Source organism: Enterococcus sp. DIV0167, assembly GCF_050541555.1.
Taxonomy (GTDB): domain Bacteria; phylum Bacillota; class Bacilli; order Lactobacillales; family Enterococcaceae; genus Enterococcus; species Enterococcus faecalis.
This window is the reverse complement of record NZ_CP172933.1, coordinates 2,223,163-2,237,727: the sequence shown is the minus strand read 5'-3', so window position 1 is coordinate 2,237,727 and position 14,565 is coordinate 2,223,163. Positions and strand designations below refer to the sequence as shown.

Here is a 14,565-nt window from a genome sequence, read left to right as displayed (position 1 = left end):
AATGAATTATCAAACAGAAATGAAATTGAAACGGCTAAAAAATCAGCCGTTCATTACGTATGCCCTTTTAGGTATTTCAATCATTGTTTTCCTTGGATTGGAATTAACTGGAGGATCAGAAAATATTTTAAACTTAGTTAATTGGGGAGCAATGGTTCGTCCACTGGTAGCTCAAAATCATGAATACTGGCGGTTTATCACGCCAATGTTTCTTCACATTGGGTTTATGCATATTATTTTGAATATGGTTACTCTTTATTATATCGGCGCACAGGTTGAGGCAATTTATGGGCATTGGCGCTATTTGGGCATTTATTTATTGAGTGGGATTGCTGGAAATATCGCCAGTTTTGCCTTTGGGACACCCAACAGTGTCTCAGCGGGTGCTAGTACAGCGCTTTTTGGTTTGTTTGGCGCATTTGTTATTTTAGGACGCCATTTTAGAGACAATCCAGCGATTATGTATATGGTGCAACGCTATTCAATGTTTATTGTGATTAATTTGTTATTTAACTTGTTTAGTAGCTCTGTAGATATGATGGGTCATGTTGGCGGTCTAATCGGTGGACTATTAGTAGCGACGGCTTTTGCTGTTCCAAATCGTGAAGAAGCATTTAATAAGCACGAGCGAATTATGGCCACGTTAATTTTTATTTTTCTTGTCGTAATTTGTCTGTTATTGGGTTTTAAAAAATACGGTTTACCTGTATAATAAGGAAGTGTTTTCGTATGGAAACGTTATATGATGTACAACAACTTTTTAAACAGTTTGGGATGTATATTTATGTCGGTGCACGGATTTATGATATTGAGTTAATGATGATTGAATTAAAAAAATTGTATGAAGGTCAATTGGTAGACCGAGATACGTATTTACAGGCCCGGCATATTTTGCAAAGAGAGCATCGAATAGAAGAATCTAGAGGGAAGCAGAAAGGAATCGACTAAATGGATAAGAAGATTATTGGGATTGATTTAGGTGGAACGACCATCAAATTTGCTATTTTAACAACTGATGGCGTTGTTCAACAAAAATGGAGTATTGAAACGAATATTTTAGAAGATGGCAAGCATATTGTGCCATCAATTATTGAAAGTATTCGTCACCGTATAGATCTTTATAATATGAAAAAAGAAGATTTTGTGGGAATTGGTATGGGAACACCAGGAAGTGTCGACATTGAAAAAGGAACTGTTGTAGGTGCCTATAATTTAAACTGGACGACTGTACAGCCTGTCAAAGAACAAATCGAATCTGCTTTAGGAATTCCGTTTGCATTAGATAATGATGCCAATGTTGCCGCTTTAGGTGAGCGTTGGAAGGGCGCGGGGGAAAACAATCCCGACGTGATTTTTATTACTTTAGGAACAGGTGTTGGCGGAGGCATTGTTGCAGCGGGAGAATTGCTCCACGGTGTTGCTGGCTGCGCTGGTGAAGTTGGGCATGTGACGGTTGATCCTAACGGCTTTGACTGTACCTGTGGGAAACGTGGCTGTTTAGAAACTGTTTCTAGTGCCACTGGTGTCGTTCGTGTTGCACGTCATTTATCAGAAGAGTTTGCAGGTGACTCTGAACTGAAACAAGCGATTGATGATGGACAAGATGTTTCGAGTAAAGATGTTTTTGAATTTGCTGAAAAAGGCGATCATTTTGCTTTAATGGTTGTGGATCGTGTTTGTTTCTATTTAGGCTTAGCCACAGGAAACTTAGGTAACACGTTAAATCCAGATAGCGTGGTTATCGGTGGAGGTGTTTCTGCAGCAGGAGAATTTTTACGTAGTCGTGTCGAAAAATATTTCCAAGAATTTACCTTCCCGCAAGTTCGAAATAGTACAAAAATCAAATTAGCAGAGCTAGGTAATGAGGCCGGCGTCATTGGTGCCGCTTCACTAGCATTACAATTTTCAAAAGAGAAATAGAGAGGGCTTTTTAGAATGAGTATTTTATGGGTAATCAATGGCATTTTGCTAGTTATTGTACTAGCGATGGTATTCAATGAATTATATTTGAAAATTATGGTGAAACGTTCAGCAAAAATGCTGACGGAAGAAGAATTTAAAGAAACAATGCGTAAAGCACAAGTGATTGACGTTCGTGAGAAAGATACATTTGATGCTGGGCATATTTTAGGGGCGCGCAGCATGCCATACAGCATGTTAAAAACAACAATTGGTTCTCTTCGTAAGGATCAACCTGTTTATCTTTATGATCAGAAGAAAGCTTTAAGTATCCGAGCAGCTAATTTATTACGCAAAAATGGCTATACTGATATTTATATTTTAAAAGGCGGCTATGATGGCTGGACTGGGAAAGTGAAAAAGAGAAATAGTTAATAACAAAAAGAGTTGGTCTTCATTGAGACCAACTCTTTTTGTATAGGAAAGTTTAATAGAGATGCTGCTTTTTGTCAGTCCTCACTTTTTGAGCTACAATAAAGAGAAGAGGTGAAGGCAGATGATTCAAATCAAGCGAGCATATGAAGCACCGACAGAGCAAGATGGCTACCGTGTTTTAGTTGACCGTGTTTGGCCACGAGGAAAATCTAAGGAATCTGAAAAGTTAGATGAATGGCTCAAAGAAGTGGCCCCAAGTACAGAGCTACGGAAATGGTTTAATCATGAAGCAAATAAGTATCCTGAGTTTAAACAAAAATACCAAGAAGAATTGAAACATGAGCCAACTGCCACAGCGTTTAAGCAGTTACAGACGATTGTAAAAAATCAGCCAGTAGTCACGCTGGTCTATGGGGCGAAAGATACAGTGCATAATCAAGCGGTTGTCTTAAAAGAATTATTAGAAAAATAGAGTAGGTGATTGGATGAAAATTGCAATTGTAGGTGCTGGACCCAGAGGCTTATCAGCTGCAGAACGAGTCATTGAATGGGCTCGTAAAACGGAAATAAATGTTCAGCTCACGTTGTTTGATCCATACGGTCCAGGTGGAAAAATTTGGCGAGCAGAGCAACCTAATTATTTATTAATGAACACCGTGATTAGTCAAGTCACTTTATTTACAGATGAATCTTTTAGTGGCGAAGGACCAATTGTCAAGGGACCCACTCTCTATGAATGGACCCAAACAGAAGCTGCGCAGTACATTCAACAGCAACAACCCTATAATTATCTTGAGTTGTTGAAAGAATGTCATCGCCTTGGACCGAATGATCACTGCTCGAGGGCTTTTTATGGCATGTACCAAAAATGGTTTTATACGTATTTAGCCACGCGATGTAACGAACAAACATCGCTGACGTTTTTTAAAGAGCCAGTAACTGCTGTACGGGCAGGAGAGGATAACTATTATGTGTACACCCAATCCATTGAGTTTACGGCAGACAAAGTAATTTTAGCCATGGGTCACCAAGAAAATGAATTAACGACTGTTGAACAAGAGCTTGCGGACTACGCCAAGGAGCATCGTTTGTTTTATTCTTCTCCTAAAAATGCGGCGGATGCTTTATTGGCACTTGCCAATATACCCGCAAAACAACCCGTTGTGTTAAAAGGCTTAGGTTTGGCATTTTTTGACTATTTATCTGCCTTGACGATTGGCCGCGGGGGTGTTTTTTCTCGTCAAAATGGCCGCTTACGTTATGAACCTTCTGGAAGAGAGCCTATTATTATTGCTGGTTCTGGTCGCGGTTTTCCTTCTCATCCTCGAGGGATTAATCAAAAAGGTTACGGGGAAACCTATCAGCCTGTTTTTTTAACCGAAACGTATTTAGCTGAATGTCGTAAAAAAGGACAGGTTACAGGTGCAGAGTTTTTTTGGTATTTAAAAAAAGAAGTGGAATATGTGTATTACACTTGCTTAATCGAAGAAAAATATCCGCATCTTTCTAAAGAGGCCTTTCAACAGCTGTTTATTCAAACCAAGGGAGCGTCGGAAAGCTTAGCCCACTTTGAAAAACAAGATTGGTTTGATTGGCAAGCGTTAGAACATCCTGAAACAAAGAAAACCACTCATGAAAGTTTTCGTTCGTTTTTACTAGAGTATTTAAAATGGGATATTCAAGAAGCAGAGAAAGGCAATCTTAGCGGTCCTTTGACCACTGCTTTAGACAGTTTAAAAGATTTAAGAGATCAGATTCGCTTTGTTTTGGATGAAGGGTTATTAACGAATGACGAGAGTCAAAAGTGGTTGTGGCATTGGTTTACCCCGTTGAATACCTTTTTGTCAGTGGGACCTTCTGTTGAAAGAACAGAAGAGCTACAGGCGTTAGTTGAACTGGGATTAGTCACGATTCTGGGGCCAGAAATGCGTGTCGAAATGAAAGCGGGTCAATTTATTACTTATGCTAATTTGTTTCCGGAAAATCGGTATAATAGTCACTTTTTAATTGAAGCGCGCATTCCCAAAGTTAATAATGAAAAAAGTTTGAATCCTTTAACGAGGCAGTTGTTAGCCGATAAGCTAGCTACGCTCCATCAACTGGCATTAGCCGATGGTCAAATAGTCAAAACAGGTGCACTCTTGATTGTGCCTGCCACGAATCAAGTCATCACAAAAGATGGACAGGTGGCGACAGGCCTTTTTAGTTGTGGTATTCCAACAGAAGGTATTCATTGGTTAACAGCCGCTGCAGCTCGTCCGGGTGTGGATCCTTGGAATATGCGCGATATGGATCGGATTGCTGCCACTATTTTTAATAGTTAAGAAAAATAGTCAGCTCCTTTGGTAAAAAAGAAAGCATAACAAGTGGTCATCCATCGCTTTGATGGATGACCACTTGTTATGCTTAAGAGAATCAACCAAGCCAGAAGCGCTCCTGTTGATTTCTTGCCGTTAGATTTTTTATCTCAACGTCACAGCTATTTTTTAACGTGCAATACGTTTACGCATCGCTTTTTTACGGTTTTCTTCAATCATATCTTCTTTTTCTTCAATTGGATCAATGACTGTTTTTTTAATAGTTGTAGCCACACCGGCTAAAGCAGCAACTGTGATAGCAGTACCGACTAACATACCTGATACAAATTTTTTCATCGTTCATTCCTTCTTTCAAATTGTATTTGTTTCTATTATGACGGAAAAAAGCAAAAAAATCCAATAGTTACAATGATTTTTCATAAACTCTACGACTAATTTAGAGATTTGTTAAAATTTACCAAGTCTTTTCTGTATTTTTATAGGAAAAATGAATAAGGAGAAATGGCCAAATTAAATCCTGTTTACAAAATGAAATAATTCAGAAGTAAACCTTATTTAATGGTACAATAGAAAAAGAAATTAGGGAGTAAAAGGAGCGTATTTATGTCTATTTTAGTATTAGGTGGCGCAGGCTACATTGGCTCACATGCCGTCGATCAATTAATTTCAAAAGGATATGCCGTTATTGTTGTTGATAATTTATTAACGGGGCATCGTTCAGCAGTTCATGAACAAGCGACTTTCTATGAAGGCGATATTCGTGATAAAGCTTTTTTACGTAGTGTCTTTGAAAAGGAATCAATTGAAGGGGTGTTGCACTTTGCGGCCAATTCTTTAGTAGGAGAATCCGTGGAGAAACCGTTAATGTATTTCAATAACAATGTTCACGGCACGCAAATTGCCTTGGAAGTCATGCAAGAATTCGGGGTGAAACACATTGTTTTTTCTTCCACAGCGGCCACTTATGGCGAACCAAAAGCAATGCCTATTACAGAAGAAACCCCAACGAATCCTAAAAATCCGTATGGGGAAAGTAAATTAATGATGGAAAAAATCATGAAATGGTGCGACAACGCTTATGGAATGAAATATATTGCTTTGCGTTATTTTAATGTTGCAGGAGCAAAAAAAGATGCCTCAATTGGTGAGGATCACACGCCAGAAACGCATATTGTGCCAATTATTTTACAAGTGGCATTAGGCCAACGAGCAGAGCTAAGTATTTTGGGGGATGATTATGATACACCAGATGGCACGTGCATTCGAGATTATGTTTACATTGAAGACTTGATTGCAGCACATATTTTGGCTTTAGAATATTTGAAAAATGGCGGCGAAAGTGACGTCTTTAACCTGGGAAGCAACAACGGCTATTCTGTTAAAGAAATGTTAGATGCTGCTCGCGAAGTGACAGGCCAAGAAATTCCTGCGACAATCGCCCCACGCCGAGCAGGGGATCCTAGTAAGTTGATTGCTTCTAGTGAAAAAGCCAAACGAGTTTTAGGCTGGCAACCAGAAGTAACTGAGGTCAAGGACATTATCGCCACCGCTTGGCAATGGCACCAAGCTCATCCACATGGATATCAAGAAAAGTAATAGGAGGAATGAAGCGATGACCACGAGTCAAATGATTGCCGATTTTACCACACTTGCTATTCAAGCAGGTGGTTGGATGGAATTGGATCGCTTATATCTTCAGAATCGTTTATTATCAATGATTGGTGAACAAGAATTAGGCGAAGTAGACATACGGCCTGTGGCAACACCCGCCGCTGATTTGGCGGAACAATTGTGTCAAATTGCGAGTGCCAATCAACTTGTAAAAACAGAGCAACAAAAAGAACAGTTCATGGTGCAATTGATGGATTTGTTGACACCGCCACCTTCTGTGGTTAATGCTTTTTTTGCGCAACATTATGCCAAAGAGCCACAAGAGGCTACCGAGTATTTTTACCAACTTTGTCAAAAAAACGGTACGGTCATTGAACAGGAAGAACCTGTTGTTTTTTCAACAGTCTATGGTGATTTTTTAGCAAATAAGGTCCACAGTGAGGCGTCAAAAGCAACGCTCTCTGCACAAAGCTATCCCCGCTGTGAATGGTGCATGGCAACAGAAGGCTACCAGGGAAGTCAGCAATTTCCTGCGACTACGAACCATCGAGTGATTCGAATGAACTTAGATGGCGAAAGCTGGGGGTTTTCCTTTGTAAAACAGGCACAATATCAGCAACAAGGTGTGATTGCGTTTGAAAAACATCAGGCAGCGAAACGTTCAGTTAAGACTTTTCAGCAATTGTTGAAAATTGTTGAGGTCTTTCCTCATTATTTTGCTGGGATTGATGCTGTCTTTGAACAAAATGAGCATGTCTATTATCAAACGGGTTTGCAACAATTTCCATTAGCCGAAGCGAGCATTTCAGAATATGTTGAGTTAGCTAACTATCCTTTAATCAACGCAGGAATGGTGAATTGGCCAGTTGCGACATTTCGCTTAGAGGGACCGAATGCGTCAGAAGTTGCCCAAGCCGCAAATGATATTTTTGAGCAATGGCAAATGCTGAAACTGCCAACGGATGAGATACAAATCGTTGCCCGACGAAAAGAACTTTTATATGTCATGGACTTAATTTTTAGTCGACCTCAAGCAAAGCCTTCGTTAACGTTAGCAGAAGTCCAAGGTTTAACGACTTGGAACAACCAGAAAACGCAGGCACTTGAAACTGTCGCTTCAGCGTATCAACAGCGATTAAAAGAAGCCAGTGCGTTTGCAGAAACAAGTGAAGGAAAAGCGGCTTTTTTAGCAATGGTTGCGCCAGTGACTCATTAAAAGAAAAAAGATGCCGAATGACTAAAAATCACGTATAATAGATAAGAATGAAAAATAAGGGAGGGTAAAAAATGGCTTATCAAGCACTTTATCGGGTCTGGCGTTCACAACGTTTCGATGACGTAGTAGGACAAAAAGCAATTACTCAGACACTGAAAAATGCGATAGTGCAAAAGAAAACATCTCATGCCTATTTATTTACTGGCCCTCGTGGTACAGGTAAAACCAGTGCCGCAAAAATTTTCGCTAAAGCGATTAACTGTAAACATAGTCAAGATGGTGAACCTTGTAATGTTTGTGAAACCTGTGTAGCCATTACGGAAGGTCGTTTAAATGATGTCATTGAAATTGATGCGGCGAGTAATAATGGCGTGGAAGAAATCCGTGATATTCGTGATAAAGCAAAGTATGCACCGACACAAGCCGAGTACAAAGTTTATATTATTGATGAAGTTCATATGCTATCAACAGGCGCGTTCAATGCACTTTTAAAAACCTTGGAAGAACCGCCACAAAATGTTATTTTTATCTTAGCAACGACTGAACCACACAAGATTCCGTTAACGATTATCTCACGGACGCAACGCTTTGATTTTAAGCGAATTAGTACGCAAGATATCGTCGATCATATGGCCCATATCATGCAGGAAATGGCTCTCGATTATGAGGAACAAGCCCTTTATGTGATTGGACGTGCTGCGGAAGGTGGGATGCGAGATGCCTTGAGTATCTTGGATCAAACGATTTCATTTAGTGATGAAAAAGTAACACTGGAAGATGCAATGCAAGTGACAGGCAGCCTAACCTATGAAATGATGGATCATTATATTCAGTGTTGTGTCGCCGGTGATGTTGAACGAGCATTAGAAGGCTTGGAAAGTATTTTAGGCGAAGGTAAAGAAGCGCGCCGTTTCTTAGAAGATTTGTTATTATATTGTCGAGATTTGCTGATGTATCAGCAAGCACCGAAGTTATTAGCAGAAAAAGCAGGAACTTTGACAGAAGCATTTAAGGAACTAGCTACACAAACACCTGCTGAAAAAATCTACCAACTAATCCAAATTTTAAGTGACACACAAAATGAGATCCGCTTTACCAACAATGCGAATATCTATCTGGAAGTAGCCACTGTCAAATTAGCTAAAACGGTGCAACCCAATAAACACAACACGCCAGAAACAACTAATCAAGGTGGTAGTGCAGAGGGAAATCCAGAATTAGCAGATTTACAAAATCAAATCGGGCAACTGAAGAAAGAACTGGCTGAATTAAAGAAACACGGTGTAGCTGTCAAAGAAGCAGATGCGCCACGTCAACAAGCACGACCACAAGCGCCAAAAAGTTCGTTCCGCGTACCCACAGAACGCGTATATCAAGTCTTAAACGAAGCGACTAGAACACATTTAATGAATGTGAAAAATGTTTGGGAAGACTTACTGCAAACATTATCTGTGACTCAACGAGCGATGCTAAAGGCTAGTGAACCTGTCGCAGCAAGTCCTAAGGGGATCGTGGTGGCATTTGACTATGAGATTGTTTGTGCTCGTGCAACAGACGATGAAGAGATGCAGTTAGCTTTCAATAATAATTTAAGCCGTTTGATGGACTATACACCAGAGATGGTCTGCATTACTAGAGAAAGCTGGCCAAAACTAAGACAAAGTTTTATTAACCAAAATCAGGGCAGTTTGAATCATTCTGAACCTGAAAATGAAATGGCTCGTCTAGCGGACGAACCGCCTGTAACAAATGAACATTCACAAGAAAATCCAGTAGTAGATGAAGCAATCGCTATGTTTGGTGAAGAGCTTGTCGAAGTACTAGATGATTAATACGAAGGAGTAGAGGAATTATGATGCGAGGAATGGGCAACATGCAAGGCATGATGAAACAAGTACAAAAAATGCAAAAAGAAATGGCCAAAGCGCAAGAAGCGCTAAATGAAAAAGAATTTATCGGTGAAGCAACCAATCAACTTGTGACAGCGACCTTTACTGGTGATCGCACAATGAAAGATTTGACCATTAAAGAAGACGTGGTTGATCCTGAAGACGTTGATATGTTACAAGATTTAGTCATTATGGCTGTCAACGATGCGTTAGTAAAAATTGAAAAAGAAACCGAAGCAACTTTAGGTAAATACACCAAAGGAATGCCAGGATTCTAAAAAATAAGACCAACGAAAGTATGAAAAACGTCATGCCCAAAAAATCGAACTTTTTGGGCATGACGTTTTTTCTGTTTTTGTGGGAAAACTCTTTGGCAATTTTAGTAGTCGCTTCCAAAAAACTATGCTATACTAAAGCCAATTGAAGAGAAACATTTGGGGTGCTATTAGCTGAGATTATACCCATGGAACCTGAAACAGTTAGGACTGGCGCAGGGAAATGTCTTGAAATTTTGACCGATTATTGCACCCAACTACGTTTATTTGTGGTTGGGTTTTTCTGTCTTTTTCAGTCGCGCCTCCTTTTGCTTCTCGCAGAAAGGAGTTTTTTTACGTGGAAAAAAATCGAATCCACAGAGTTACGTTACTGGCTTTAATGATTGCGATGGACGTTGTATTATCGCCGTTAATGCGAATTGAGGGAATGGCCCCTATGTCCAGTGTCATGAACATTATTGCCGGAGTTTTATTAGGTCCTCTTTACGGAACTCTCATGGCACTTGTCTGCGGCTTAATCCGTATGACGTTCTTAGGTATTCCGCCATTAGCGTTAACAGGTGCCGTCTTTGGCGCGTTTTTTGCTGGTTTATTTTATCAATGGGGACAAAAATTAGGCTGGTCGATGCTAGGGGAAATTTTTGGGACAGGCATCATTGGCTCGTTATTGTCCTATCATGTAATGGTTTGGTTTACTGGCAGTAAGCAGAATTTTTATTGGTTCATTTATACACCACGATTTATTGGTGCCACACTGATTGGTTCAGTGATTGCTTGGCTTGTCTTAGTAAAACTGAAAGAAACTCGGGTATTTAAACAAACACAGGAATTATTTTTGGGAGGGTACTTTTATGAAAACAAGCGTTAAGTTTGAAACGATTTTTCCACTGACAACGGCACCATTAATTCAGTGCATTACGAATGAAATTACGTGTGAGTCTATGGCGAATGCATTACTTTATATTGATGCTAAACCCATTATGGCAGATGATCCCCGGGAATTTCCGCAGTTGTTTCAGCAAACCAGTGCCTTGGTTTTGAATTTAGGCCATTTATCACAAGAACGAGAGCAAAGCTTGTTAGCAGCTAGTGATTATGCTCGGCAAGTGAATAAACCGACCGTAGTCGATTTAGTCGGTTATGGCGCCAGTGATATTCGAAATGAAGTCGGGGAAAAGCTGGTGCACAATCAGCCAACCGTTGTGAAAGGGAATCTTTCAGAAATGCGGACTTTTTGCCAGTTGGTGAGTCATGGCCGAGGAGTGGATGGCAGCCCTTTGGATCAAAGTGAAGAAGCAATTGAGGAGCTGATTCAAGCTTTACGTCAACAAACACAAAAGTTTCCCCAGACGGTATTTTTAGCAACAGGGATTCAAGATGTTTTGGTTAACCAAGAGCAAGTGATTGTCTTACAAAATGGCGTGCCTGAGTTGGATTGTTTCACTGGCACGGGCGATTTAGTCGGCGCATTAGTTGCCGCTTTATTAGGTGAAGGCAACGCGCCAATGACTGCGGCAGTAGCCGCAGTGAGCTATTTTAATCTTTGCGGAGAAAAAGCCCAGACTAAGAGCCAAGGGCTGGCCGATTTTCGCCAAAATACGTTAAATCAGTTATCTCTTTTAATGAAGGAGAAGGATTGGTTTGAGGCGGTGAAAGGACGAGTGCTATGAGAGAGCAATTGAAAGTTTATTTGGTGACAGGACGGTATGATTTTAGTGATACTGAATTTTTAAAACGAATTGAAACTGCTTGTCGCAGTGGAGTGACATTGGTCCAACTGCGCGAAAAGGAAGTGTCAACACGTCGCTTTTACGAATTAGCAGTGAAAGTTAAAGCGGTAACAGATGCGTATCAGATTCCGTTGATTATTAATGATCGTGTCGATATTTGCTTGGCAGTGGATGCGGCAGGTGTGCATATAGGGGATGATGAATTACCGGTTGCTCTTGTGCGAAAACTGGTTGGGTCCACAAAAATCGTAGGTGTTTCAGCCAAAACGGTGGCACGAGGAGTTGAAGCGGAAAACGAGGGCGCTGATTATTTAGGCGTGGGCGCAATTTTCCCCACAACGACTAAGGACAGTCCGTTAACTTCTTTGCAGACACTTTCTGAAATTGCCGCAGCAGTCACGATTCCTGTTGTGGCGATTGGTGGGATCAAAGAAGAAAATATAGAACAACTTATGGGAACGGGAGTGGCTGGTGTTTCACTGGTCAGTGAAATTATGCTGGCTGAACAGATAACCGAGAAAGTTCAAGGGTTGATGCGTGTAACGGAGCGAATGTTGGAGGTGAAAAAATGACCGAATATAATTTGACACCACAAGTAGTCACGATTGCTGGTTCTGATTCTGGTGGGGGAGCTGGCATGCAAGCAGATTTAAAAACATTTCAAGCACGGCAGGCATTTGGCTTAAATATTGTCATTGCATTGACGGCACAAAATACGTATGGCGTGCAAGATAGCTTACCGATTCCTAGTTCATTTATTGATGCACAATTTCAATCACTGGCGGCTGATTTTAAAATTGGGGCAGCGAAAACGGGGATGTTAGCAGATAGTGAGCGTGTCGAAGCTGTTGTTCGCAATTTGCAGAAAGTTGATTTTGGTCCGTTGATTGTCGATCCTGTAATGGTGGCTAAAGGTGGACATCATTTGTTAGAAGCCGAGGCAGTTCAAACGATTAAAGAGCAACTGTTGCCATTAGCAACGGTCGTGACACCTAATTTACCAGAAGCGGAAGTTTTACTAGAGACGACCATCAAGACAGAACAAGAAATGCAGACCGCAGCAAAAAAATTACAGCAATTGGGCACAAAAAATATTATTATGAAAGGCGGACATAGCACAAATCAACAAGCGGCTGATTATGTGTTAATGGAAGACGGTTCGAGCTTTTGGCTAAGTGCACCACGAATTGTAACGAAAAATACTCATGGAACAGGAGATACTTTTTCAGCGTGTATCGCAGCCGAATTAGCAAAAGGCACGCCGTTAGAAGCAGCGATTGTGATTGGCAAACAGTTTATACAAGGGGCCATTAGCCAAGCAATTTCTGTTGGACATGGTCACGGACCTACTAATCATTGGGCCCAATTAACGCAAGATATTCAAGTTATTAAAGCATAAGAAGAGCCTGGGGAAAAATCATTTTAGATTTTTCCCCAGGCTCTTAAATAGCTTAAAGCTCTTTTTTGATATAGGTTATAAACGTTTTGTTCACTAATCTTCACATTTTAAATAAATTTCTTGGCCTTGTTCTTGCAAATGAGCCACGTGGGATTCTCCCCAATTACATAAGTTATCTAAGACAGCAGAGAGGCTTTGACCATAATCGCTTAAATAATATTCGACTTTTGGTGGAACTTGGTTGTAAACTTTTCGCTCGATAATGTTGTCTTCTTCGAGTTCCCGTAATTGTTGTGTCAGCATTTTTTGACTAATGCCAGTAATGCCGCGTTTTAAATCGCTGGGGCGCATGGCACCGTGCCGTAAATTACACAGAATAATTGGCTTCCATTTGCCACCAATAACATCCATCGTTGCTTCGACACCAATCGCATATGTACGAGTTTCCAAAAAACATTCCTCCTTAACAGGTTGATAATAAACAAAAGTTACTAAAAGGTACCTATGATACAAAAAAGTAGGTACTTATCAAAAATTCAATCTTAGTATATAGTAATTTTTGTTGAAATTCAAATGTTTTTTAGGAGGAAGAGAATGGAAAAGAAAATTTCACCAAATTTAACGCTCTTTGCATTAGCTATCAATGCTTTCGCAATCGGTTCAACAGAATTTATTAGTGTGGGTTTATTACCAATGATTGTTAAAAGTTTTCATATTAGTCTTTCCCAAGCAGGTTTGACTGTTTCTTTGTACGCTTTAGGTGTGACGATTGGGGCGCCGTTATTAACAATTTTGACAGGGAAATGGAATCGTCGCTCATTAATGCTGGGGATTATGCTTCTTTTCATTAGTGGGAATTTAATTGCTGCATTTGCGCCAACGTTTATTATTTTATTGGTAGGGCGGATACTTTCTGCATTGGCGCATGGTATTTTCATGTCTGTTTCGACTGTCATCGCCGTAGATGTTGTGCCTCCATCACGTCGAGCCAGTGCCATTGCTATTATGTTTACGGGCTTAACGGTTGCAACAGTGACTGGTGTACCTTTAGGGACGTTTATTGGGCAACAAACAGCTTGGCATATGTCCTTTCTTTTTATAGCCAGTATTGGCTTGGTGGGACTGATTGCTAGTTATTTTTTAGTTCCCAAAAATTTACCGATACCAGGGAAGGTTGACTTAAAAGGAATCACGCGGATTTTTACGAACAAACCCCTCGTTTTCTCTTTTCTAATTACTGCTTTTGGTTATGGTGGAACGTTTGCTGCATATACGTACTTGTCACCGTTATTGGAAAATTTAGGCTTTTCAGCCAACGCGGTAGTGATTATTTTAGTTGTTTATGGCGTAATGGTCGCAATTGGCAATACAGTAGGTGGTCACTGGGCAAATAAAAAACCCTTAGATTCGTTAGTAAAAATGTTTAGCTTATTAATTCTGTCCTTAGTCTTTTTATTCATTACTGTTTTAATGGATAACAGTCTTCTAGGCTTATTAGCAAGTTTGATGTTGGGCCTATTTGCCTTTATGAATGTACCTGGTTTACAACTATATGTTGTAGAATTAGCGGAAAAGTATGTTCCAGAAGATATCACTTTGGCCTCAGCTTTTAATATTGCAGCCTTTAATATTGGGATTACCGTCGGCTCAATGACAGGTGGGGTGGTCACAGATCATTTATCAGTAACATATACACCGATTTTTGGTGGTTTTATCGTGTTAATTGCTGTCTTGTTCGTACTTTATATTCGGAAGCAAGAAGAACAAAAAAACAACTATCTTTAGAAAACTAA

17 protein-coding genes and 1 riboswitch are annotated in these 14,565 nt (G+C 40.2%); of the genes, 15 read left to right on the top strand and 2 right to left on the bottom strand.

The window, feature by feature from the left end:
* The first annotated feature begins 1 nt into the window (after nt 1).
* The 6 genes from IGM09_RS10665 (at nt 2) to IGM09_RS10640 (ending at nt 4,658) form a co-directional block, all read left to right on the top strand.
* Complete coding sequence (locus tag IGM09_RS10665; protein WP_002362481.1) at nt 2–712, top strand: rhomboid family intramembrane serine protease; 711 nt, start codon at nt 2–4, stop codon at nt 710–712.
* 17 nt (nt 713–729) lie between these two features.
* Entirely contained in the window at nt 730–948 is a 219-nt protein-coding gene (locus IGM09_RS10660; protein WP_002356332.1) for a YqgQ family protein, read from the top strand.
* A complete protein-coding gene (locus tag IGM09_RS10655; RefSeq protein WP_002356333.1) occupies nt 949–1,920 on the top strand; it encodes an ROK family glucokinase in 972 nt (323 codons plus the stop codon).
* Nucleotides 1,921–1,935: 15 nt separating this feature from the next.
* A complete protein-coding gene (locus tag IGM09_RS10650; RefSeq protein ID WP_002356334.1) occupies nt 1,936–2,334 on the top strand; it encodes a rhodanese-like domain-containing protein in 399 nt (132 codons plus the stop codon).
* A gap of 121 nt (nt 2,335–2,455) precedes the next feature.
* A complete protein-coding gene (locus IGM09_RS10645) occupies nt 2,456–2,806 on the top strand; it encodes a DUF488 domain-containing protein (RefSeq protein WP_002362343.1) in 351 nt (116 codons plus the stop codon).
* Between the two features lie 13 nt (nt 2,807–2,819).
* Nucleotides 2,820–4,658 carry an FAD/NAD(P)-binding protein gene (locus IGM09_RS10640; protein WP_033625119.1) on the top strand — a complete coding sequence of 613 codons (1,839 nt, stop codon included), beginning with the start codon at nt 2,820–2,822 and terminating at the stop codon, nt 4,656–4,658.
* 162 nt (nt 4,659–4,820) lie between these two features.
* Here IGM09_RS10640 and IGM09_RS10635 read toward each other — a convergent pair whose 3' ends face one another.
* The gene (locus IGM09_RS10635; protein ID WP_002356337.1) at nt 4,821–4,988 is read right to left on the bottom strand and encodes a DUF3042 family protein; all 168 of its coding nucleotides are present in this window, start codon (nt 4,986–4,988) and stop codon (nt 4,821–4,823) included.
* A gap of 267 nt (nt 4,989–5,255) precedes the next feature.
* Here IGM09_RS10635 and galE point away from each other — a divergent pair, with 267 nt between their 5' ends.
* From galE to thiD, 8 genes are all read left to right on the top strand, one after another.
* Nucleotides 5,256–6,248 carry a UDP-glucose 4-epimerase GalE gene (gene galE, locus IGM09_RS10630; protein ID WP_113826073.1) on the top strand — a complete coding sequence of 331 codons (993 nt, stop codon included), beginning with the start codon at nt 5,256–5,258 and terminating at the stop codon, nt 6,246–6,248.
* Nucleotides 6,229–7,479 (top strand): UDP-glucose--hexose-1-phosphate uridylyltransferase, encoded by a 1,251-nt coding sequence (locus tag IGM09_RS10625; protein WP_033625117.1) that lies wholly within the window; start codon nt 6,229–6,231, stop codon nt 7,477–7,479. The genes galE and IGM09_RS10625 overlap by 20 nt, the downstream gene beginning before the upstream one ends.
* A 71-nt stretch (nt 7,480–7,550) precedes the next feature.
* Nucleotides 7,551–9,311, top strand: a complete 1,761-nt coding sequence (dnaX, locus tag IGM09_RS10620) for a DNA polymerase III subunit gamma/tau (protein ID WP_002367228.1) — start codon at nt 7,551–7,553, stop codon at nt 9,309–9,311.
* 20 nt (nt 9,312–9,331) lie between these two features.
* Nucleotides 9,332–9,646: a YbaB/EbfC family nucleoid-associated protein gene (locus IGM09_RS10615; RefSeq protein ID WP_002382484.1), complete on the top strand. Its 315-nt coding sequence runs from the start codon at nt 9,332–9,334 to the stop codon at nt 9,644–9,646.
* A 147-nt stretch (nt 9,647–9,793) separates the two neighbouring features.
* Nucleotides 9,794–9,882: riboswitch (TPP riboswitch) on the top strand.
* A gap of 140 nt (nt 9,883–10,022) precedes the next feature.
* Complete coding sequence (thiW, locus tag IGM09_RS10610; RefSeq protein WP_240185868.1) at nt 10,023–10,511, top strand: energy coupling factor transporter S component ThiW; 489 nt, start codon at nt 10,023–10,025, stop codon at nt 10,509–10,511.
* Nucleotides 10,495–11,313 carry a hydroxyethylthiazole kinase gene (locus tag IGM09_RS10605; RefSeq protein ID WP_002376476.1) on the top strand — a complete coding sequence of 273 codons (819 nt, stop codon included), beginning with the start codon at nt 10,495–10,497 and terminating at the stop codon, nt 11,311–11,313. The genes thiW and IGM09_RS10605 overlap by 17 nt, the downstream gene beginning before the upstream one ends.
* The gene (gene thiE, locus IGM09_RS10600; protein WP_033625116.1) at nt 11,310–11,945 is read left to right on the top strand and encodes a thiamine phosphate synthase; all 636 of its coding nucleotides are present in this window, start codon (nt 11,310–11,312) and stop codon (nt 11,943–11,945) included. Before IGM09_RS10605 ends, thiE begins: the two co-directional genes overlap by 4 nt.
* Nucleotides 11,942–12,772, top strand: coding sequence for a bifunctional hydroxymethylpyrimidine kinase/phosphomethylpyrimidine kinase (gene thiD, locus IGM09_RS10595; protein WP_002362487.1), 831 nt, complete (start codon nt 11,942–11,944; stop codon nt 12,770–12,772). Before thiE ends, thiD begins: the two co-directional genes overlap by 4 nt.
* 93 nt (nt 12,773–12,865) lie before the next feature.
* Here the strand turns inward: thiD and IGM09_RS10590 are convergent, their stop codons facing one another.
* Entirely contained in the window at nt 12,866–13,222 is a 357-nt protein-coding gene (locus tag IGM09_RS10590; RefSeq protein WP_002356348.1) for a winged helix-turn-helix transcriptional regulator, read from the bottom strand.
* Nucleotides 13,223–13,366: 144 nt separating this feature from the next.
* Here IGM09_RS10590 and IGM09_RS10585 point away from each other — a divergent pair, with 144 nt between their 5' ends.
* Complete coding sequence (locus tag IGM09_RS10585) at nt 13,367–14,557, top strand: MFS transporter (RefSeq protein WP_113826071.1); 1,191 nt, start codon at nt 13,367–13,369, stop codon at nt 14,555–14,557.
* Nucleotides 14,558–14,565: the final 8 nt, after the last annotated feature.

Coding starts and splice junctions, on each gene's coding strand:
- IGM09_RS10665 (WP_002362481.1), top strand. CDS start 2: ATGAATTATCAAACAGAAATGAAATTGAAACGGCTAAAAAATCAGCCG.
- IGM09_RS10660 (WP_002356332.1), top strand. CDS start 730: ATGGAAACGTTATATGATGTACAACAACTTTTTAAACAGTTTGGGATG.
- IGM09_RS10655 (WP_002356333.1), top strand. CDS start 949: ATGGATAAGAAGATTATTGGGATTGATTTAGGTGGAACGACCATCAAA.
- IGM09_RS10650 (WP_002356334.1), top strand. CDS start 1,936: ATGAGTATTTTATGGGTAATCAATGGCATTTTGCTAGTTATTGTACTA.
- IGM09_RS10645 (WP_002362343.1), top strand. CDS start 2,456: ATGATTCAAATCAAGCGAGCATATGAAGCACCGACAGAGCAAGATGGC.
- IGM09_RS10640 (WP_033625119.1), top strand. CDS start 2,820: ATGAAAATTGCAATTGTAGGTGCTGGACCCAGAGGCTTATCAGCTGCA.
- IGM09_RS10635 (WP_002356337.1), bottom strand. CDS start 4,988: ATGAAAAAATTTGTATCAGGTATGTTAGTCGGTACTGCTATCACAGTT.
- galE (WP_113826073.1), top strand. CDS start 5,256: ATGTCTATTTTAGTATTAGGTGGCGCAGGCTACATTGGCTCACATGCC.
- IGM09_RS10625 (WP_033625117.1), top strand. CDS start 6,229: ATGGATATCAAGAAAAGTAATAGGAGGAATGAAGCGATGACCACGAGT.
- dnaX (WP_002367228.1), top strand. CDS start 7,551: ATGGCTTATCAAGCACTTTATCGGGTCTGGCGTTCACAACGTTTCGAT.
- IGM09_RS10615 (WP_002382484.1), top strand. CDS start 9,332: ATGATGCGAGGAATGGGCAACATGCAAGGCATGATGAAACAAGTACAA.
- thiW (WP_240185868.1), top strand. CDS start 10,023: ATGATTGCGATGGACGTTGTATTATCGCCGTTAATGCGAATTGAGGGA.
- IGM09_RS10605 (WP_002376476.1), top strand. CDS start 10,495: ATGAAAACAAGCGTTAAGTTTGAAACGATTTTTCCACTGACAACGGCA.
- thiE (WP_033625116.1), top strand. CDS start 11,310: ATGAGAGAGCAATTGAAAGTTTATTTGGTGACAGGACGGTATGATTTT.
- thiD (WP_002362487.1), top strand. CDS start 11,942: ATGACCGAATATAATTTGACACCACAAGTAGTCACGATTGCTGGTTCT.
- IGM09_RS10585 (WP_113826071.1), top strand. CDS start 13,367: ATGGAAAAGAAAATTTCACCAAATTTAACGCTCTTTGCATTAGCTATC.